General features: G+C 71.2%; 11 protein-coding genes. 7 read left to right on the top strand and 4 right to left on the bottom strand.

Annotated features, from left to right (window positions below):
* The first annotated feature begins 129 nt into the window (after positions 1-129).
* Positions 130-2,727: a rifamycin-inactivating phosphotransferase gene (gene rph / locus ACWCPN_RS13185; RefSeq protein ID WP_451204935.1), complete on the top strand. Its 2,598-nt coding sequence runs from the start codon at positions 130-132 to the stop codon at positions 2,725-2,727.
* A 161-nt stretch (positions 2,728-2,888) separates the two neighbouring features.
* On the opposite strand, the gene ACWCPN_RS13180 is transcribed toward rph, so the two are convergent.
* On the bottom strand, positions 2,889-3,965 hold the full coding sequence (locus tag ACWCPN_RS13180) for a fatty acid desaturase family protein (RefSeq protein ID WP_451204933.1): 1,077 nt from the start codon (positions 3,963-3,965) through the stop codon (positions 2,889-2,891).
* Positions 3,966-4,926: 961 nt separating this feature from the next.
* On the opposite strand from ACWCPN_RS13180, the gene ACWCPN_RS13175 reads away from it, so the two are divergent.
* The 5 genes from ACWCPN_RS13175 to ACWCPN_RS13155 all read left to right on the top strand — a co-directional run bounded on the left by ACWCPN_RS13175 (position 4,927) and on the right by ACWCPN_RS13155 (position 16,564).
* Complete coding sequence (locus tag ACWCPN_RS13175) at positions 4,927-11,751, top strand: HAD-IIIC family phosphatase (RefSeq protein ID WP_451204931.1); 6,825 nt, start codon at positions 4,927-4,929, stop codon at positions 11,749-11,751.
* Positions 11,748-14,297 (top strand): thioester reductase domain-containing protein, encoded by a 2,550-nt coding sequence (locus ACWCPN_RS13170; RefSeq protein WP_451204929.1) that lies wholly within the window; start codon positions 11,748-11,750, stop codon positions 14,295-14,297. The genes ACWCPN_RS13175 and ACWCPN_RS13170 overlap by 4 nt, the downstream gene beginning before the upstream one ends.
* Positions 14,294-15,442, top strand: coding sequence for an alpha/beta fold hydrolase (locus tag ACWCPN_RS13165; RefSeq protein WP_451204927.1), 1,149 nt, complete (start codon positions 14,294-14,296; stop codon positions 15,440-15,442). Before ACWCPN_RS13170 ends, ACWCPN_RS13165 begins: the two co-directional genes overlap by 4 nt.
* A 123-nt stretch (positions 15,443-15,565) precedes the next feature.
* Entirely contained in the window at positions 15,566-16,018 is a 453-nt protein-coding gene (locus ACWCPN_RS13160; protein WP_451204925.1) for a protein kilB, read from the top strand.
* Between the two features lie 177 nt (positions 16,019-16,195).
* Positions 16,196-16,564, top strand: coding sequence for a gas vesicle structural protein GvpA (locus ACWCPN_RS13155; RefSeq protein ID WP_392294096.1), 369 nt, complete (start codon positions 16,196-16,198; stop codon positions 16,562-16,564).
* Positions 16,565-16,652: 88 nt separating this feature from the next.
* Here ACWCPN_RS13155 and ACWCPN_RS13150 read toward each other — a convergent pair whose 3' ends face one another.
* Complete coding sequence (locus tag ACWCPN_RS13150; protein WP_451204923.1) at positions 16,653-17,108, bottom strand: ATP-binding protein; 456 nt, start codon at positions 17,106-17,108, stop codon at positions 16,653-16,655.
* A gap of 204 nt (positions 17,109-17,312) precedes the next feature.
* Here ACWCPN_RS13150 and ACWCPN_RS13145 point away from each other — a divergent pair, with 204 nt between their 5' ends.
* Entirely contained in the window at positions 17,313-17,699 is a 387-nt protein-coding gene (locus ACWCPN_RS13145) for an STAS domain-containing protein (RefSeq protein WP_451204921.1), read from the top strand.
* Positions 17,700-17,774: 75 nt separating this feature from the next.
* Here the strand turns inward: ACWCPN_RS13145 and ACWCPN_RS13140 are convergent, their stop codons facing one another.
* Both ACWCPN_RS13140 and ACWCPN_RS13135 read right to left on the bottom strand, forming a co-directional pair.
* Positions 17,775-18,986 (bottom strand): PP2C family protein-serine/threonine phosphatase, encoded by a 1,212-nt coding sequence (locus ACWCPN_RS13140; RefSeq protein ID WP_451204919.1) that lies wholly within the window; start codon positions 18,984-18,986, stop codon positions 17,775-17,777.
* A complete protein-coding gene (locus tag ACWCPN_RS13135; protein WP_451204917.1) occupies positions 18,983-20,566 on the bottom strand; it encodes a sensor histidine kinase in 1,584 nt (527 codons plus the stop codon). Before ACWCPN_RS13135 ends, ACWCPN_RS13140 begins: the two co-directional genes overlap by 4 nt.
* Between the last annotated feature and the right edge of the window lie 14 nt (positions 20,567-20,580).

The raw sequence follows: 20,580 nt of genomic DNA, 5'->3' as shown, positions 1-20,580 counted from the left end.
TGCGGCAAGGCCCCGGTCTTGGCGCAGAATCGTCGGCCGAGCCCACAACCTGCGGAAACCAGGCGCGACGTGTGTGTCGTGGCCGACGTACGGGGGCGGGATGACGTCGAGGCGGCAGCGGGAGTGGTCATGACCGAGCAGTACGTGCTGGACCTTCGGGAGGTCGGCGAGGGGCAGACCGGCGCGGTCGGCGGCAAGGGCGCGAACCTGGGCCGGCTGTCACGTATCGCGGACCTCCGCGTGCCGGCCGGCTTCTGCGTCACGACGGACGCCTTCCGGCGGATCATGGCGGAGACGCCGGCGATCGACGATCTACTCGAGGAGCTGTCAGGCCTTGCCCCGGACGACCAGGAGGCGACCCGGACGCTGAGCGCGCGGATCCGCCGCGCCATCGAGGAGACCCCCGTCCCCGGCGATCTCGCGGCCCGGATCACGCGCGCGCTCGTCCGGCACGGGGAGCAGGCCGCGTACGCCGTCCGGTCCAGCGCGACGGCGGAGGACCTTCCGACAGCCTCCTTCGCCGGGCAGCAGGACACGTATCTGAACGTCGTGGGGCCGACGGCGGTACTCCGGCACGTCAGCCGCTGCTGGGCCTCGCTGTTCACCGAGCGAGCCGTCACCTACCGCCGGCGCAACGGCATCGACCACCGTACGGTTCACATGGCCGTGGTCGTGCAACTGATGGTCTTCCCGCAGGCTGCCGGCATCCTGTTCACGGCCGACCCCGTGACGGGCAAGCGGAACGTCGCCACCGTGGACGCCGGCTTCGGCCTCGGCGAGGCGCTGGTCTCCGGCCTGGTGAACCCGGACGTCTTCAAGGTGCGGGACGACGAGGTCGTCGCCGAGGCGATCGCCGCCAAGCGGCTCGCCGTTCACGCCGTGCCGGGTGGCGGGACGCGGGAGGCCGCGATCGACGGGCGGCGTCAGGAGCAGCCGGCGCTGACGCACGCGCAGGTGGTCCGGCTCGTGCGGCTCGGGCGCCGGATCGAGGCCTTCTTCGGCCGCCCGCAGGACATCGAGTGGTGCCTGGTCGACGACGGCTTCCAGATCGTTCAGAGCCGCCCGATCACGACGCTGTTCCCCGTGCCCGAGGCGGGTGACCAGGAGAACCACGTCTACGTCTCCGTGGGCCATCAGCAGATGATGACCGACGCCATGAAGGCTCTGGGGCTGTCCATGTGGAAGCTGACGGCCATGGTGCGGATGCACGACGCAGGCGGGAGGCTGTTCGTGGACGTCACCGGGCGCCTGGCCTCACCCGCGAGCCGCGCCGCTCTCCTGGACCTCGTGGGGAGGTCCGATCCGCTGACCAGGGACGCGCTGGAGACCGTCCTGGACCGTGAAGGCTTCGTCCCGTCGCTCCCGGACGCGGCTCCCGGAGGGCCGCCGGCCGGTGCCGCCCCTGCACCTGTCGAGACCGATCCGGCCGTCGTCACCGAGCTGATCGAGCGCAGCCGGAAGTCCGTCGCCGCCCTGGAGCGCGACATCCGGGCCAAGACCGGGCCGGAGTTGTTCGACTTCCTGCTGGAGGCCTTCGAGGAGCACAGGCGAGTCCTCGGCGATCCGCTGAACATCCAGGTCATCATGGCGGGGATGGAGGCCACGTGGTGGCTCAACGACAAGCTGTACGAATGGCTCGGCGAGAAGAACGCGGCCGACACGCTCACCCTGTCCGCCCCCGGCAACGTCACTTCGGAGATGGGTCTGGCGCTGCTCGACGTCGCCGACGTCATCCGCCCGCACGCGGAGGTGGTCGCCTTCCTGCGGAGCGTCGAGGACGACGGCTTCCTGGACGGGCTGGCGAAGCTCCCGGGCGGGTCCGGGGCACGCGACGCCATCGAGGGTTACCTCGACCGGTACGGCATGCGCTGCGTCGGCGAGATCGACATCACGAGGCCGCGCTGGCGCGAGCACCCGAGCGCCCTCGTACCCGTGATCCTCGACAACGTCAGGAACTTCGAGCCGGGTGCCGCGGAACGGCGCTTCGAGCAGGGGCGCCTGGAGGCGCAGAAGAAGGAGCAGGACGTGCTGACACGTCTGCGGGCCCTGCCGGACGGGGAGCGGAAGGCGGACGAGGCCAAGCGGATGATCGACCGGGTCCGGACCTTCATCGGATACCGGGAGTACCCGAAGTACGGGATCGTCAGCCGCTACTTCGTCTACAAGCGGGCCTTGCTGGAGGAGGCCGGGCGTCTGGTGCGGGCCGGTGTGCTCGCCGAGCGGGAGGACGTCTTCCACCTCACGTTCCAGGAGTTCCATGACGTCGTGCGCTCGAACCAGGTGGATCACGGGCTCATCCAGCAGCGCAAGGACGCCTTCCGGTCGTACCAGGCGCTCACCGCGCCGCGGGTGCTGACGTCGGACGGCGAGTGCGTCGACGGGGCGTACCGGCGCGACGACGCGCCCGCCGGTGCCCTGATCGGCCTGCCGGTGTCCGCCGGGGCCGTGGAGGGCAGGGCCCGCGTCGTCCTCGACATCGCCGAGGCCGACCTCGAGGCGGGTGACATCCTGGTCACGGCCTACACGGACCCGAGCTGGTCCCCCCTGTTCGTCGGGATCGCGGGCCTGGTGACGGAGGTGGGCGGCCTGATGACCCATGGCGCCGTGATCGCCCGGGAGTACGGCCTGCCCACCGTGGTCGGCGTGGAGCGGGCCACCCGGCTGATCCGGGACGGGCAGCGGATCCGGGTGCACGGTACCGACGGGTACGTCGAGATCCTCTCCTGACCGGTGACCGGCCCCGTTCCCGGCCCGTCCCGTCCTAGGGGGCGTCGTGCCATCGGCCCGTTCCGAACCGCTTGACGTCCATCGGGTGGAGCTCCTCCATCGCCGGCTTCGGGTCGATGTCGCGGGTCGTCACCGAGGCGACGGGGTCTGCGGGCCACGCCTCACCGCGCCCTGCGCTGCCGCCTGATCGGCTCCCCCACCCGGTGCAGGTGGGTCAGGGCCTCGCGGTAGGAGCGGATCAGCCCGGTCTCGTGGTAGGGCACCCCGATCTCGTCGCAGTACTGCCGGACGACCGCTTGGGCGCGGCGCAGATGGGGCGTGGGCATGCTCGGGAACAGGTGGTGCTCGATCTGGTAGTTGAGACCGCCGAGCATCACGTCGGTGAACCGGCCGCCACGCACGTTGCGCGAGGTGACGACCTGGCGCCGCAGGAAGTCGGGCCGCTCGTCACCGGTGAAGGTGGGCATACCTTTGTGGTTCGGGGCGAAGGTGCAGCCCAGGTACACGCCGAACAGGCACTGGTTCAGCGCCAGGAAGGCCACCGCCTTGCCCGGCGGAAGGACCAGGAAGAGGGCGGACAGCACACCCACGATGTGCAGCACGAGCAGCGCACCCTCCAGCGCCCGCTTCCTCATGTACGGCGAACGCAGCGCCCGCAGGCTCGCGATGTGCAGGTTGAAGCCTTCGAGGGTCAGCAACGGGAAGAACAGCAGTGCCTGGTGGCCGCCGATCAGACGCGCCACGCCACGGCTGGCGCGCGCCTGGTCGGTGGACCACACCAGGATGTCGGGAGCGACATCGGGGTCGAGGTCCTCGTGGTTGGGGTTGGCGTGGTGGCGCGTGTGCTTGTTCATCCACCACCCGTAGCTCATGCCCACGCCCAGATTGCCGAACAGCCTGCCCGTGATCTCGCTGGCCCGGCGTCGCCGGAAGACCTGACGGTGGGCCAGGTCGTGCGCGAGCAGGGCCACCTGCCCGAACACGAGGGCCAGGAAGGCCGCGACGGCCAACTGGCCCCAGGTGTCACCCAGAGCGAGGAAGGTGCTCCAGCCCGCCGTGTACAGCACGACCACCAGGCCGATGCGTGCCGCGTAGTAGCCGGGGCGCCGACGCATCAGGCCGGCCGCGGCTATCCGTCGGGAGAGGCGTGCGAAGTCACTGCCGCCGGCGGCGGCCGGCCTTTCCGCGGCGGCGGGAACGGGCTGGGACGTCAGGGAGACATCGGGGGAAGTCGTCATGTCCGAAAGTCTTCTGTCGGCCCGCGAGCCGAGGAAGCCTGCCAGCCACCCTCCGCGTGCGAGGCATTCCCCCTGGGCGACCGGGGGTTATCCCCCGGTTCGATGGTGTGCCGGGCCACTCCCTCCGCGTTCCCCACACAGGCCGACCGCCGAATGTGATATTGGACAGCCGTATCGTTCCGCGTCGCGGATCATGGTTGACGGCTTGTGGCGGATGACCTAAGCTCCCTTTCCATTCGATCAAGGTTGCGAAACTCTCGGGGGGTGAATCCAACCATGACGGTCGAGACCAAGTGGGGATTGTGTGAGCGTGAGTGTTGAACATCCGCTCCGCATCGTGTTGTTCACCCATTGTTCAGCTTCCGACTTCTGATGCCGGCCGTTCTCAGCGGGACCTCGCGAAGAGAACCGCCGTGGCCAGGACTCGCTGACGTGCGGCCGGGATGGGATGCCGTGCTGTCCGGCGGAAGCCGGCGACCGAACGCGGACTGCGGCTCCGGTCGCTCCCGAAGACCGTCCGAAAATGATCGAGCCGCACGAAGAACGCGCCAGATCGATCGCCTGGGCACGAGGCGGCCAAGACTTTTTCCGGCCACTCCATTCGAATCGGCGAAGGTCGCCCGCACTCTTTAGCGTCCCCTTCCAGGATTCGATGCGGAGCTGATCGGCGACCGGAAATGACGGGGACTTCTCGCTCGATTCCACGCTCCGTTCCGATGGCCGACAGGGGCCCGGATTTCGCCGTATCTCCGAGCCCTGACCGTTCCATGTCGCATTCTTCCTGAATGCCGTCGCGCTGACGCGACACACAGCCTTCCGGCCCGCAGCGCGGTTCGGCCGAACCGCGCTGCCCATGTGCCGACATCCGGGGATTCCCCGGCGCGACTCCGGCTGTTCTGCACCGGCTATGCCCCCACCAGGCCCAGCATCCGGCCTGATGCTCCTACTGGGACGGACACCGATGACCGAAACGACCATGTTCAGCGAGACCTTCACCGTCACCGCCGACAATCCGCTGCTGCGCGGACATGTCGTCTACGGGCGCAGCCTCCTGCCCGGAGTCGGCTTCGTGGACCTCATCCTCCAGGTCCTCGCTCGGCAGGGCCACCCCATGCGGGACCTGGAGTTACGCAACCTCACGATCCTCGCCCCGCTCGTCGTCGGGTCCGGGAGCCGCGCCCTCACCACCGTCGAGGGTCACCCGGCGCCGGACGGCGGCTGGCGTGTCGAGTTCCGCAGCCGGCGTCCCGAGGACACCGCCGACATCGTCCACGCCGTCGCGACGGTGCGCCGCCGCGCCCCGGTCACCTACGCCGAACGGCTCCCACTGCCCGTCGAGGGGGCCACCCGGCGGACGACGCTCGACGAGATCTACACCTGGTGCCGCGAGTACGACCTGGTCCACTCCGGCCTGATGAAGATCGGCGGAGTGGTGCACCACCGCCCCGGCGACTGGATCGCCGAGGTGGAACTCGCCCCCGAACACCGGGGAAGCGACTCCACGTTCCTCTTCCATCCGGCCCTGTTCGAGGCGGGCCTGCTCGGCGGCGGTGTGGCGATCGGGATGCTGTACGGGGACGACAACGGCCCCGGTCTCTATCTGCCGCTGATGTTCGAGCGGTTCCGCGCCACCGGATCGCTCGGCAGCCGCTGTTACGTCCGTGTCCGCGCCGACTCCGTGCGCCGCGACGAGGAACTCATCCGGCTCGGCGTGGAGTTCTACGACGCCACCGGCGCGAAGGTCGCAGAGATGGGCCAGTTCGTGGCCAAGCGGGTCCGCGCCGAAGCCTCCCTCGACGTCGACGCGACCACGCTCCCGACACCGGCTCCTTCGGTGCCCGACGTGGCCGCTTCGGGTGAGGACGGCCTGGTGCAGGTGGTGCGGGAGCTGGTGGCCGCCCGGCTCGAGGTGGCGCCGGACCAGGTGGACGCGGGGCTTGGCTATTACGAGTTGGGGCTGGCGTCGGCTGATCTGTTGTCGTTGGTCACGGCGTTGGAGGAGCGGCTGTCGGTGGAGTTGTCGCCGACGGTGATGTTCGAGTACCGGACGATCGCCGAGCTGGCGAAGTGGCTCGAGTCGCAAGTGCCGGCGCAGGCCCCGGCGATCACCACCCCCACGACACCCGCCGCCCCGGCCGGCCGGAACACGACCTCCGCCGTGCCGCATCCTCGGACCGAACGCTCACCCGCCGCCCCCGACCCCGACCCCGCCGCAGTGCCCTCCCCCGCCGTCACCGCCGCACCGGCCGTCGAGGAGCGGGCCGTGGCCCACCTGCGGCGGGTGCTCGCGGCGGCGCTGAAGCTCGGACCCGAACGGCTCGATCCCGAGACGCCGTTGGAGCGGTACGGCATGGATTCCGTGCTCGCCGTGACCATGCTCCAGCCGCTGGAGGAGACCTTCGGCCCGCTGTCGCGGACCCTGCTCTTCGAGGTGCGGACCGTGCGCGGCCTCGCCCGCCACCTCGCCGCCGACCACCCCCAGGCCCTGCGCGCCCTGGTCGGCGGGCCCGGTCCCGCCGCAGCCCCCGCACCGGCCGGGGCGGACTCACGCGCCGCGAAGGCACCGGCACCAGCACCGGCCCGACGCGAGCAGAGCCATCGCAGCCAGGACATCGCCATCATCGGTATCAGCGGCCGCTACCCGCACGCCGACGACCTGGAGCAGTTCTGGGCCGCGCTGCGCGAGGGCCGGGACTGCGTCACCGAGGTGCCCGCCGACCGCTGGGACAGCGGCGGCAAGCCCCAGTGGGGCGCCTTCCTCGACGGCATCGACCGCTTCGACCCACTGCACTTCGGCGTCTCACCCCGCCAGGCCGCCGCGATGGACCCGCAGCAGCGGCTGTTCCTGGAGACCGTGTGGCACCTGCTGGAGCAGGGCGGCGTCACCCAGGAGGTCGTCGAGCGGCGCTACGGTCGGAGCGTCGGCGTATACGTCGGCGCCGCCTGTCAGATGTATCTGGCGGACACCGCGCAGAACCCGGTCCTCTCGGCGCTCACCGCCTCCGCCTCCTACAACCTCATCGCCAACCGCGTCTCGCACTTCTTCGGCCTCGAGGGCCCGAGCCTGGCCGTGGACAGCATGTGCACCTCGTCCGCGATGGCCGTACATCTGGCCTGCGCCGACCTGCTGCGCGGCGAGTGCGAGCTGGCCGTCGCCGGCGGCGTCAACCTCAACGTCCACCCCAACAAGTACCTCGCGCTCGAAGAGATGCAACTGCTCGGCACGCACCCGGGCGCACGCAGTTTCCGCGACGGCGACGGCTACCTGCCGGCCGAGGCGGTCGGCGCCGTCCTGCTCAAGCCGCTGGACGCCGCCCTGCGCGACGGCGACACCGTGCACGCCGTCATCAAGAGCACCGCCTCGCTGCACGGCGGCCGCTCCAACGGCTTCATGACGCCGAACCACCGCACACAGGTCACCGCCATGCGGAACGCCCTGGAGCGGGCCGGCACCGCACCGGCCGACATCGGCTACGTCGAGACCGCCGCCAACGGCACCACGTTCTTCGACGAGATCGAAGTGCGCGCCCTGCGCGAAGTGTTCGCCGACGTCCATGACACCGTCCACGTCGGCACGGTGAAGTCCAACCTCGGCCACCCCGAGGCGGCCTCCGGCATCGCCCAGCTCACCAAGGTCGTCCTGCAGCTCCGGCACGGACAGGTCGCTCCGCTCGTCGACGTCGGCGCCCCCAATCCGCGTCTGGACCTGGGCGGTTCGGCCCTGCGGCTCGCCGACGAGCCGGCCGGCTGGGAACCGCGCGGCGACGCGCCCCGCCGCGCCCTCATCAACTCCGTCGCGGCGGGCGGCAGTCACGTCAGCATCGTCGTCGAGGCACCACCGGTGGCCGCCCATGCCGGTCGGGGCGCCCCCGACCCAGCGCCCCAGGTCGTCCTGGTGTCCGGCCGCACCCCCGAGCTGCTGGCCGTGGCCGCAGGCTCCCTGCACGCCTTCCTCGAAGGCGACGACACGGCGAGCCTGGCCGACATCGCCTACACCTCCCAGCTCGGCCGGGAGCACCTGTCCGAGCGGCTCGCCGTGGTCGCCGCCGACCGTGAGCAGCTCGCGCACGCCCTCGCACAGCACCTGGCCGGCGGTGCGGCCGCCACGGCGGGCGGCGCGAGCACGTATCGCGGCAACGCCGACGCGGACGCCGGACCCCTGGCCGCCGTCCTGACCGGCGCCCGGGGGGATTCCTTCCTCGCCGCCCTGGTCGAGGACCACGTCCTGGAGCAGCTGGCCGAGCTGTGGGTGCGCGGTGCGCGGGTCCCGTGGCACGGTCTGCACGCCGGGCCACGCCGCGTCGCGCCGCTTCCGCCGACCGCGTTCGAATCGGGCAGCTACTGGGTCGGCCACGCGCCCCGGGTGCCCCTGGAGGCCCCGGGGTCCGCGACCGCGGCCGCCGCTCCGCCTCGTGACCCCGCCGCGCCCACCGACACCGAACGCGCCATGGCAGCGGCCCGCGCCGACGTCCCCCCGGCCGGGGATGCCCGCACCCGGACGCGGGTGACGGACCGGATACGGCACCACGTCGCGGAGCTGCTGGGCTTCGACGCCGACCGACTGAACGTGTCGGCCCCGCTCAACAAGCTCGGTATCGAGTCGGTGACGGCCATGCGCGTCCGAGGTCTGGTGGAGGCCGACTTCGGACAGGCACCGCCGGTGGCGGCGCTGCTCGGCGGGGCGAGCGTCGGGGACATCGTGGACTGGATCCTCGACAACACGGCCGCCGACGCGGAGTCCAGCGAGCCGCCGGTGCCGGGGAAGGGCGTGGACCTGGAAGGCCATGGGCCGCTCGCCGTACCGGGCGCCGACGGAACCGTACGGTGGCCGGCGACCCGTGACGTCGTACGGATGCTGCGCACGGAGCAGCTCGGTACGCCGGGAGCCACCCACAACATCGGCTCCGCCGTGCGGCTCGCCACTCCGGTCGGCCGTGAGCGGCTGACCGGAGTACTGGACGGCCTCGCCGCCCGGCACGCGGCCCTGCGGACGGCGATCGTCGCGGACCCCGAGCACGGCCTCCGGCTGGAGGTCGGGCAGAGCCTGCCCGGAACGCTGCTGCGGTGGTCGCCCGTGGACGAGGACACGGACCCGGACCGGCGACTGCGCGAGCTGCTGGAGTCACCGTTCGACCTCGCCGTGGCACCGCTGTGGCGGTTCGAGCTGCTGGAGTACCCGTCGGGGAAGCAGGTGCTGCTCTACGGTGCGCACCACGCGGTGTCGGACCTGTCCTCGCTCGCGCTGGTGGCGGCGGAGATCGGCGCGGACCTCACGGGTGGGCGTCTGTCGTCAGCTCCCTCCATGGCCGACATCGAAGGTCTGATGCGGGCCCAGCCCGCGCCGCGGGAGGCGGAGGGCCGGCATGCCTCGGCTGGGCAGCAGCGCGAATGGTTCTCCGGGGTCCACAGGCTGGACCTGACCCTCGCCAGGCCCCGCCCCGCGGCACGGTCCTACCGGGCGGCGACCGAGCTCGTGCAGGTCCCGGACGGGCTCTCGGAGCGGGCCGGGGCCGAGGCCGCACGGCTCGGGATCACCCCGGCCGCCTTCTGGCTGGGGACGCTGACCATGTTCCTCGCACGTCTGCGGGATCGCGGCCGGTTCGTGCTGGCGGTTCCGGTGGACACCCGGATGCACGCGGAAGCGCTGGACGCGGTCGGGTTCTTCGGTGTCCCGATACCGTTCCCCGCCGAGGCCGCACCGGGCGAGCCGGTGACCGACGTGCTGCGCCGGACCGACGAACGGCTGGGGGTGCATCTCGAGAAGGGTGTTTCCTTCTCCGACACCATGTCCACGCTGGTGGCGGAGGGGCTGTACCGCGAGAACGCGCCCCTGGTCGAGGTGTACTTCAACTACCTTCCGCCGCGCGGCCTGAAATTGCCCGGGCTGGAGATGCTGCCCGCGGGCACCGGTCGCTCGGACCTCGATCTGATGATCAGTGTGTCGCCGGACCTGGGTCATATGCGGCTCGACTACAACCTGGACATCCTCGACAGCTCCAGCTGTGCGCGGTTCGGCCGGGACTTCCTCGACCTGCTCGCCGAGGTGATCGGCCGAGCGGGCACGGGCACCGTGGGCGCTCTTCCGGTGCCCCGGACAGCGGACCCGGTGGTCGCGTCGTCGGCGGGAACCGAGACGGCGGGGCTCGCACCGGAGCCGTTGCCGGCATCCCCGTCGCGCTCAGCGGGACCCCGGTCCGTCGCTCTGGCGGCCACCTTCGCCCTGGGCGACCTCTCCGCGCTGCTCGGCCTCGCGCTCGACGGCACCGGACTGGCCGTCGCCGAAGCTCCGTACCACCAGGTTCTGGCCGCACTGCACGACCCGGCCGGCGTTCTGTCCGATCCGTCGACCGCGGCGGCCCTCGTCCTGCTGCGCGCGGCCGACCTGGGGCGGTACGGCGAAGTCGGCGACGAGTTGCTCGCCGAGCTGAGCGAGGAGTACCCGGCGGCCCTGCGCTCGCTGGCCGACCGCACGGGAAGGCCGGTGATCGTCGGATTCCTTCCCTCCAGCCCGGCCGAGACGAGGTTCCGGGACTGGGAGGAGCGGGTGCGGTCCCGGCTCCTGGATCAGACGGGTATCGCGGTGCTGGGGCCGGAGGCGTTCGGCGGTGACGACGTCTCCGACCCGTTCGACGCCGAGACGGACGCGCTGGCGCACCTGCCGTTCCGGACGGAGTTCCAGGCCGCGGTGGCGCTCGCCCTCGCCGAACTGGTGCGGGCCTCCCGGCGCGTCCCGCCCAAGGTGATCGCGGTGGACGGCGACGAGACGCTCTGGGACGGCATCGCCGGGGAGAACGGCCCGGAGCAGGTCGGCCTCACGGGGGGCCGTGCCCAGCTCGCCCGGCGGCTGCTTCAGTGGCGTGCCGCGGGTGTTCTGCTGGTGCTGGTCTCCAACAACGACGAGGCCACCGTTCGTGCCGTTCTGGACCGGCCCGACAGTCCGCTCGGCGCCGAGCACTTCCAGGTCATCTCGGCGGGCTGGGCACCGAAGCCCGTGCGCCTCAGGGCGGTCGCGGAGGAACTCGGGCTCGGCCTGGACACGTTCATGTTCCTCGACGACAACCCGGCGGAGATCGCCAGGATGCGCGCGGCGCTGCCCGAGGTGCTCTGCGTGACCTGCCCGCCCGCAGCAGGGCTGCCGGACTTCCTGACCAGGCTCTGGCCCGTCACGCCGCGCGCGGCGACGCAGGAGGACGCCGCGCGGGCGGAGTTCTACCGGCAGGACAAGGTGCGCGAGGAGGCACGTTCCAGGACCACCTTCGCCGACTTCCTGGAGCGGCTGGAGCTGGAGACGGAGTTCCGGCCACTCGGCGCCGACACGATGGAGCGTTCCGTCCAACTTGCGCGGCGCACCAACCAGTTCAACCTCCGACCCTCGACGTTGGACGAGGCGGAGCTGACCCGCCGGCAGCAGGACGGCGAGGTGTGGACCGTGCGGGCGCGGGACAGGTTCGGCGACTACGGGCAGATCGCCGTGCTCGTGATCCGTCCCGACGGCGGGGCGCTCGAGGTCCTGGGCTGGATGATGAGCTGCCGGGTGCTGGGACGCGGCGCCGAGGAACGGGTTCTCGGCTGGCTGGCGGACCGGGCCGAGGCTCTGGGCTGCCCTGCCGTGCGCATGGTCGCGGAACGCACCTCTCGCAACATGCCCGTGAGGCGGCTGGTGGCCGCCCTGGCCGGCGGGGACCCGCAGGCGCCGCGCCTGGAGGCACTGGTCCCCGCGGACCGGCTCCGGAACTTCCGCTCGTGGGACACCACAACCGACGAAACCGTGGAGGCAACCGCATGACATCCAGCCCTGATACCGGCGGCGCCGCACCGGCCCGCGATCACGGGTTAGACCGGCAGTACGAGGGGGAGCTGCTCGAAGGCGGTGCGCGCGGGTCGGCGGCGATCGCCGGTCTGCTGGCGCGTTTTCAGCCGCCGGCCCCGCAGCCGCGGCCGGCGGACGGCGCCGGCGGCCCCGAGGGCCCGGCCGGCGGCGCACCTTCCTGGGGCCTCGATCAGCTCGCCAAGGCCATCGTCTCGAAGGCGGCCGCGCTGCTGGGCGGCAAGGAGATCGACACCGAGACCGATCTCTTCGACGCCGGTGCCACGTCGGTGGACGCCGTCCGGCTCGTCGCCGTGCTCGACCGTGACCTGAACGTCAGACTCAGCCTGGACGACGTCTTCGCCGACGCCCGGCCCCGGCGCCTCGCCCAACGCTGGCTGGGCAGTCCCGCCAGGCGCACGCCGCCCGAGGCGCAGGCGCCCACCGGGGCCCTCGAACTGCCCGCGGCCGACGCCCCGTCCGCCACCACGGCCCCGTCCGTGACCGTCGCGACCGCCACCTCTCCCCCGTCCGTGACGGCCGCGTCCGCCGTCACGGCCGCGTCCGCCACCACGACGGCGTCTCCGGGCACCGACCTCGTGCCGGCCGCTCCGGTCACGCCGGACCCGGTGCTCCCCGTGCTCGACGACCATGCCGAGGACCTCGCCCTCATCACGGCCGACCTCGCGCGGGCGGACCTGCTCCCCTGGTGCGGCGACCCGGAGCCGGTCCCGCCCCGCCGTGTCCTGCTGACCGGCGCCAACGGCTTCCTGGGCGGCCACATGCTGCTCGACCTGCTGCGGCACAGCGACGCGCATGTCGTGTGCCTGGTGCGCGGGGACAGCGTGCGGGACGCGGAGCGTCGCCTCGCGGAGGGTCTCGCGAGCTTCTCCCTCCCCTGGTCGGGCGAGATCCGGCGACGGGTCACGGTCCTCCCCGGCGACCTGCGCCAACCACGGCTCGGTCTGACGGACGAGCAGTGGGATGTGCTGGCGAACGAACTCGACTCGGTCGTCAGCGTGGCGGCGGCCGTGGACTTCCTGCGCGGCTATCCGTCGTTGCGCCGGACCAACGTCCTCGGGGTGCTCTCGCTCGCCGAACTGGCGATGACCGGCCGGCCGAAGCCGTTGCACCACATCTCGTCGATCGCCGTGTTCAACGAGATCGGCATCGCCTCGATGGGCGAGGACGATCCGGTGGCCCACGTGGACCGGCTTTCAGCGGGTTACGACAAGTCGAAGTGGGCGGCCGAGGCGGCGCTCAGGCGAGCCCGCGACCGCGGCCTGAAGGCGACTTTCCTGCGCCCCGGCGGCATCGTCGGCCACACCCGTACCGGCGCCTACAACCCGCACGACATCAATACGGGCCTCTTCTCCGCCATTTCCCGCTACCGCGTCGCCCCCAAGATCAATTATTCGAACTCCGCCCCGGTGGACTGGGTGAGCCGTATCGCGACCGCCGTGATCTGCGAGCCGAGCGGCTGGGGCCAGAACTACCACCTCACGGGGCGTCCGGACACTCTCACCGAGATGGTCCGCGATCAGGAACTCGGCGGGCTGAACGTCCGGGTGATGCCGTGGGACGTCTGGCTCAAGGACTTCCTGGACCGGTGTGAGGCCGATCCGGTCCCCGAACTCGAGTTCATGGCGCGGGTGCTGCGCAATCCAGCCGGCCAGAAGATCGTCGAAGCGAGCGTCACGGCCCCGATGGCGACCGGGGACCGGACCGAGACGTTCGTCGCCCGGCACAAACTGCCGCCGCCGGCCCGTGTCGACGCCCAGGCCCGGCTGAAGAGCTACGAGCGGATGGCCCGTGACGGCCTGGTGATCCTGCCCAGTCGTGACGACCCACCGTATCTGTGGTTCCGGGAGACGATGCGCGGCAAGGTGGGCCCGGTCGACGCCAAGGCCGACGCCCGCTGCACCTTCGCGCTGACCCTGTCGATCGCGAGCATGTACCAACTGGTGCAGCACCGCACCATCGACGTACGCGGCACGGTCTCCTGCCCCCTGCTGCACGCGGATCCGCTGACGGTGGACGACGGCGAGATCTGGGTGCGTCCCCATGAGGGAGTGCCGCACCGCCACGGCCTGGACCACCCTCTGCTGCGGTACCGCCTGGCCCTGCGCGACTCCGACGGGAACGGCTGGTGGCTGGAGGGCTGGAAGACGGCGCGGGCCCGCTTCGACTACCTGCAGCAGGCGCGCACCCTCACCATCCGGGCCGGCCGCGAGGGCGAGCCGGCGAGCCTGGCCGGGACGATGAAGGTGCCCAAGAAGTCCTACAAGCGCGAGCAGATCGACGGTATCCGGGTCAACCCCGAGCTGTCGATGCGGGAGCAGCGGATCGCCAAGTTCACCTGGCTGAGCTGGTTCGGCACCCAGTTGGGCCAGGGCCTGCTGGAGCCCACCCTGCGTGCGGGCGCCGAACTGCTCGACCTGCGCCCGGACGCGATCGACCGCGACAAGGACAGGTACCAGGCCAAGCTCACGAAGTGGGAAAAGGACAGGAAGAACCTTCGATGACACCACGACCGCTCTTCGCCCCGATGGACCGCGTCACCGTCGAGCAGATCCCGTTCCACGCCTCCGACGGCACGGAACTCGGCCTGTGCCGGCTGACGGCCAACACGCCCGCGGATCACGACGGCACCGACCGTCCCGCGGTCCTGCTCCTGCACGGCCTGACGGCTTCGGCCGACATGTTCGTCCTCCCCGAGACCCGCAACCTGGTGGACGTGCTGCTCGACGCGGGCTACGAACCGTGGCTGCTGGACTGGCGGGGCAGTTGCCGCCTGCCCTACAACGAGGGCCGTGTCCGCTACACCTTCGACGACGTGGCGCTCTACGACATCCCGGATGCGGTCTCGTACATCCGCGACCGGATCGGCCCGCGTCCGCTGTTCGTGGTCGCCCACTGTCTCGGAGCGCTGTCGCTGTCGCTGAGCATGACGGCCGGCCTGGTGCCGGGCCTCGCCGGCGTGGTGGCACAGGGCGTCTTCATGACCCCGAAGTACTCCGGGAGGTCCCGGCTGCTCGGCCACCTCGGCGGCGAGTGGGGCCGCTCCCGCTGGACGCATCTCCCGGTGGACTTCACCAAGGTGGGCTTCCGCTCGCGCTACACGCCGATGTTCGCGCTGGCTTCCCTCTCGGCCGGCCACTGCGACGACCCCACCTGCCACATCCTGCACAACTCCGCCTGGGGTACGGGCGCGTCGCTCTACGTCCACGAGAACCTGCACGAGACGACCCACGGTCGGCTCGCCGAACTGTTCGGCTCCGCGCCCACCTGGATAGGGCCGCACCTGCGGCGCATGGAACTGGCGCACACGGCGATGCCCTGGAACACCGGCGACCAGGGCTACCGCCGACTGCCCGAGAACGCCCTGGACCACGCCGACCGCATCGACTGCCCGCTCCTGCTGCTCTCCGGCAGTGACAACAAGACCTTCCACGACTCGAACGAGCTCTGCTACGACATCCTGTCGAGCCGCTGTCCGGACCTCGACCTCCGGTACGTCGAGGTTCCGGGCTACGGCCACGTCGATCCCTTCATCGGCCGCGGCGCCGCTCTTGACGTGTTCGGCCACATCGTCGACTTCCTCGACGAGATGTCCGTCAAGGTCGTCGAGGACGTCGACGTCATGGACGCCCACGCGTCTCGTTCCTGACGCCCTGTGGGAGCGGGTGGCGGCCTCGCCGCCACCCGCTCCCGTACGATGTGGGCCGGCGTCGAAACGGCGCGGCCGAGAACGCGACCCGCTTCGTCACCGCTGTTGGAGGGGGACTTCGCGATGTGGTCCAGCGTCATCGCCGTGGTCGGCACTCTGCTAGGGGGTGCGCTGACCGGGCTGCTGCAGATCAGGAGTGCGCGGATCGCGCAGAGCGCCGCCCGTGCCGACCAGAGGGCGGAGGCGCTGCGCAGGGCGCTCGGCGAACTGGTGGCCTCGCTCGGCGACCACCGGCGGGCCATGTGGCATCGCGAGGTCCTGCGCCTGGACGGCGCGGGCGAGGAAGCCTTCGAGGCGGCCCGCTCGGCCTCCCGGCTCACGCGGTCGGCCGTGACCGGCCCCCTGGTCGCGGTGTCCGTCCTCGACCGGTCCCTCGCGGAGCCGGCTCGACAGGCCGCGCTGGCCGTGTTCGACCTGCGCGACGCCACCGATCACACCACCCTGGCCTCGCGCCGCGAGGCCGCCATCGCGGCGACCGACGAACTGGTCGCCGCGGCCGGCCGTGCCATGGCCTGACATCCCGGCCGGCCGGGACCGCCCGCACCGCCGGCCTCGTACCGGTGTTTTGTCGCAGGTCGCGGGGGCATCCGCTCGTTGAAGCCCGGGTCGCGGCGGGGCCGGCACGGCCATCGCGCCGCTGACGGGCTCGCGGACGAGACCATGCCGGAACCACACGATGAGGGGTTGGTCGCGATGACCGTGGCGACACAGCAGGGCGGCGGCGGGGGCGGTTCCAGCGGCCTGTACGACGTTCTGGAGCTCATTCTCGACCGCGGACTGGTGATCGACGCCTTCGTGCGGGTCTCCCTCGTGGGGATCGAGATACTCAAGATCGACATACGGATCGTGGTCGCGAGTGTCGACACCTATCTGCGCTTCGCCGAGGCCTGCAACCGGCTCGACCTGGAGTCCGGGCCGCGCAAGCCGACCGGTATCACCGAGCTCAAGGGAAAGATGACGGAGTCGGGTGCCCAGGGCGCGACCAAGGGCGTCCTCTCCGGCGCGGCGGAGACCATCTCCGATGCCTTCAAGCAGGCCCGCGAGGAGCACAGGGGGAGCTGAGACAACGAGACCCGGCCGCCGTTTCGGGGGCGGCCGGGTCCTCCGCGCGCCCCGGGTATGGCTCCGCAGCCCGGGGCGCGCGGCGTGGTCACCCGTGGGGGTCCGTGAGCACCAGGCGAGCGGTCATGCGTTTCCCGACCGACTCACGCACGGCTTCGACGCTCTGGCAGACGGCCTTCACGATCTCCAGGCCGTGCTGCCCCACCCGGCTCGCGTCCGCGTCCCGAACCACCGGCAGCGCGGGATCGGAGTCCCACACCTGGACCTCCACCAGATCGTCGTCGATCCGCAGATCCAGCAGGATCGGCCCGGAGGCGTACTTGCGGGCGTTGGTGACCAGCTCGCTCACCACGAGTTGCGTCAGTTCCACGGCCCGCTGGGAGACGGGGGTCCGGTATTCGGTACGCATCCGGGACAGGAAACCGGCGGCCAGGCGGCGGGCCTCGGCGATGCAGGGGCTCTGCCCGTCCAGGGCCGCCACGGCATGCGGACGGTGGTCGTCGTGGAGTGTCACGCTGTCCTCATCAGACAAGGTCCGATCCATCCGCTCGCAGCCACTACCTCGTACTTCGGTCCAGGTACCCGGAGAACGCCAGGGCATCACAACGAGCAGTACGCGGCATATGTCGGGACGGTTCACCAGCCGACGCCACCTCGTGAACCGCCCGGCGGCAATCAGGGGGATATGCCGGGCCCGCAACCGGGCACTCTTCCGAAGAGCTATGCCTGGTCGAATCCGATCTCGAGGATGTTGAGGAACACCGTGGTGGAGACCGACACCGACAAGCCGCAGGAACCCGAGCTGCTCGAGGTGGTGTCGACCACCACCGACGGCATCACGGTGGTGACCGCGGCCGGCGAGATCGACCACAGCAGCGCCGGCCGCCTCGTCCAGGCCCTGGATCCCGGTGGTCTCGGCGAGCGGCCCCGGGTGGTCGTCGACATGGAGCGGGTGACCTTCATCGACTCCAGCGGCATCAACGTCCTGCTCGCCGCCCACCGCGATCTCACCACGGCCGGTGGCTGGCTGCGCCTGGCGAATGCCTCGACCTACGTGCTGCGCACCTTGCAGATCGTCGGTATAGACACCCTCGTCCCCTGCTGCGGCAGCCTCGGCGAGGCTCTCACGGCCTGACCCGGCGGGCCCCGCCCGGCTCGGCCGGTGCCGAGGACCTCCGCCGGTGACGCGGACCTCCGCCGGTGCCGGGGGTTACGGCACCGTGCGCCACTCGCTCGGTGTGCTGCCGGTGTGGGTGTTGTTCCAGTCCAGGCGCAGGACGGCGAGGTCGTCGGTGTGCCGGTCGGCGTTGAGGGTGCGGCTGCGGGCGATGAGCTGGTCCAGGTGCGAGCCGGGGTCCGGCGTGTCGATGGCACCGATGATGTCCAGCAGACCCTCGACGCCGAGCCTGGCCGAGCGGTCGTCGGCGAAGCCTTCGATCAGGCCGTCCGTGTAGGCGACGAGCGCGCCCCGGGCGGGCAGGTCGATGGTGGTGGAAGGCCACTTGCCCAGCCCGGGGATGATCCCCAGGGCGACACCGTGGGCCGCGGTCACGACCCGCGCGCCGTCGGGGGTGACGAGGAGGGGTTCGTGGTGGCCGGCCAGATGGAGGGTGACGGTGGCCGCCTCCGGATCCAGGGTGATGAGGGTGCAGGTGGTGAAGAGGTCGCTGCCGGCGCGTTCGGCGATGTGGATCTGCTCCAGCAGATGCAGCAGATGCTGGTCGCGGTGTCCGCCGAGAATGAGGGCTCGCCAGGCGATGCGCAGGCAGACGCCCAGCGCCGCCGCGTCCGGACCGTGGCCGCTGACGTCACCGATGACCGCGTGGATGTGTCCGTCGTCGGTCTGGACGACGTCGAGGAAGTCTCCCCCCAGCAGGGCCTGGGCCCGGCCGGGGTAGTAGCGGCTGGAGGCCGTGACAGTGGAGGACGACAGGAGGGGCTCGGGCAGCAGACCGCGTTCGAGGCGCGCGTTCTCCTCGGCGCGCAGGCGGCCGATCTGCAGTGCGGCGTTGGCGCGCTCGGCCTGCTTTCGCTGGACGGCGTAGCGCAGGGCGCGCTGCATCAGGTCGGGTTCGACCTTGCCCTTGATCAGATAGTCCTGGGCGCCTGCCGCGAGGGCGTCGACGCCCGCCCGGGGTTCGTCCAGTCCCGTGAGGACGATGATCGCGGCATGGGTGTTCGACTGGATCGCCCGGACCGACTCCAGTCCGGACGCGTCGGGCAGGTGCAGATCGAGGAGTACGCAGTCCACGGCGTCCGAGGCCAGCGCCGCGCGGGCCTCGGCGGCCGTACGGCAGCGCGTGAGGGTGTGCGGCAGGTCGGTGTCGTGGAGGAGTTCCTCGACGAGCAGGGCGTCCCCGTCGTCGTCCTCCACGAGCAGGATGGCGTAGCGCGCATCGCCGACGGCGGCCGGATGGTTCACGGCTGGGCCCCTCTCTGCGGGGCGGCGGACGAGGACGCGGTGGCGGGCAGGGTGAAGACGACACGGGTACCCGTGGTGTGGCCGGCGTCGATGCCGATCGTGCCGCCGTGGAACTCCACGACCTTCTTGCACATCGCCAGGCCGATGCCGGTGCCCGGGTAGGCGTCCTTGGTGTGCAGGCGCTGGAAGATGACGAAGACCTTCTCGTGGAACTCGGGCGCGATGCCGATCCCGTTGTCGGTCACCGCGAACGTCCACACGTCGTCGTGACACACCGCACTCACCTGGACGCGGGGCGGCCGGTCGGGACTGCGGAACTTGATGGCGTTCGAGAGCAGGTTCTGCCAGAGCATGCCGAGCTGGGTGGCGTCCCCGACGACGGTGGGCAGCGGGTCGTGGGCGATCTCGGCGTCCGTCTCCTCGATGGTCACGCTGAGGTCGTCCAGGACCTTGGTCATCACCGATTCCAGATCGACGGTCTGGTGGTCGTTGTGCACCCGGCCGACCCGGGAGAAGGCCAGGAGGTCGTTGATGAGCGTCTGCATCCGGTTGGCGCCGTCGACGGCGAAGGCGATGTACTGGTCGGCCTTCGCGTCCAGCTGACCGCCGTAGCGGCGCTGCAGGAGCTGGGTGAAGCTGGACACCTTGCGCAGCGGCTCCTGCAGGTCGTGCGAGGCCACGTAGGCGAACTGCTCCAGTTCCGTGTTGGACCGCTTCAGGTCCTCGGCCTGCTCGTCCAGAAGCGTGCGTGCCTGCTCGCTGAACTTCAGCTCCTCCACCAGCCGTTGCCGCATCGCCTCCGTGTCGAGGGCCAGCTGGCGCAGGTCCGCGGGTCCGGTACCGACGAGGGAGCGGTCGAACCGGCCCCGCGCCACCTCGCGGGCCGCCGAGCCGAGCCGGGTGAGCGGAGCGGTGACGCCACGGCGCAGTCCCTCGAAGACGAGGGCCGCCACCAGGACGATGACGAGGGCGATGACGGCGAACATCCAGTTCCGCAACGTCTCCGCTCGCCTCAGCGCCCTTGCGGCCGTTGCTCGCTCCTCCTGCAGATGGTCCTGCTGACGCGCCATGGATCGCCGCAGCGCGTCGAAGTCGGACTTGCCCTCCGCCGCCCGCTCTGTGGCGAGTTTCACGGCCTCGCCGGCCGGAGCCGCCGAGATGGGGCGGGCGACGCGCCGCTGCCAGGTGCCGGCGAGCCTCTCGACCTCGGCCAGGTCGGCGGCGGCCCGGTCGTCCTCGGCCAGCGGCCGCAGCAGGCGCAGGGCGGCCTTCTCGTCGGTCACGCCCTGGGCGTAGGGCTGGAGGAAGTCGGCACGGCCGGAGAGGCCGTATCCGCGGATCCCGGTCTCCTGGTTGACCATCGCCTGCTCCAACCGCATGGCCTCGATCAGAGCGGGCGAGCGCCGGTCCACCAGCTCGGAGGTGATCTGCGACGTACGCCACATCGCCCAGCCACCCAGTGAGCCCAGGACCGCCAGGACCGCCAGGGTGGCGGCGACTCCGATACGCAGCCAGCGCCGCGTCGTCCAGCCGGAGAGAACGCCTGTGTCGGACGACTCGGTATCTATGGCGGTCTGCATCTCTTCCTCGACGG

The sequence above is a fragment of the Streptomyces sp. NPDC002386 genome (genome assembly GCF_053593175.1).
Note: the sequence above shows the minus strand (reverse complement) of the source record. Positions and strands in the feature narration are given on the sequence as shown.

Bases quoted from the DNA above. Each gene is read 5' to 3' on its own strand.
- rph (WP_451204935.1), top strand. From the start codon at position 130: ATGACCGAGCAGTACGTGCTGGACCTTCGGGAGGTCGGCGAGGGGCAG.
- ACWCPN_RS13180 (WP_451204933.1), bottom strand. From the start codon at position 3,965: ATGACGACTTCCCCCGATGTCTCCCTGACGTCCCAGCCCGTTCCCGCC.
- ACWCPN_RS13175 (WP_451204931.1), top strand. From the start codon at position 4,927: ATGACCGAAACGACCATGTTCAGCGAGACCTTCACCGTCACCGCCGAC.
- ACWCPN_RS13170 (WP_451204929.1), top strand. From the start codon at position 11,748: ATGACATCCAGCCCTGATACCGGCGGCGCCGCACCGGCCCGCGATCAC.
- ACWCPN_RS13165 (WP_451204927.1), top strand. From the start codon at position 14,294: ATGACACCACGACCGCTCTTCGCCCCGATGGACCGCGTCACCGTCGAG.
- ACWCPN_RS13160 (WP_451204925.1), top strand. From the start codon at position 15,566: ATGTGGTCCAGCGTCATCGCCGTGGTCGGCACTCTGCTAGGGGGTGCG.
- ACWCPN_RS13155 (WP_392294096.1), top strand. From the start codon at position 16,196: ATGACCGTGGCGACACAGCAGGGCGGCGGCGGGGGCGGTTCCAGCGGC.
- ACWCPN_RS13150 (WP_451204923.1), bottom strand. From the start codon at position 17,108: ATGGATCGGACCTTGTCTGATGAGGACAGCGTGACACTCCACGACGAC.
- ACWCPN_RS13145 (WP_451204921.1), top strand. From the start codon at position 17,313: ATGTTGAGGAACACCGTGGTGGAGACCGACACCGACAAGCCGCAGGAA.
- ACWCPN_RS13135 (WP_451204917.1), bottom strand. From the start codon at position 20,566: ATGCAGACCGCCATAGATACCGAGTCGTCCGACACAGGCGTTCTCTCC.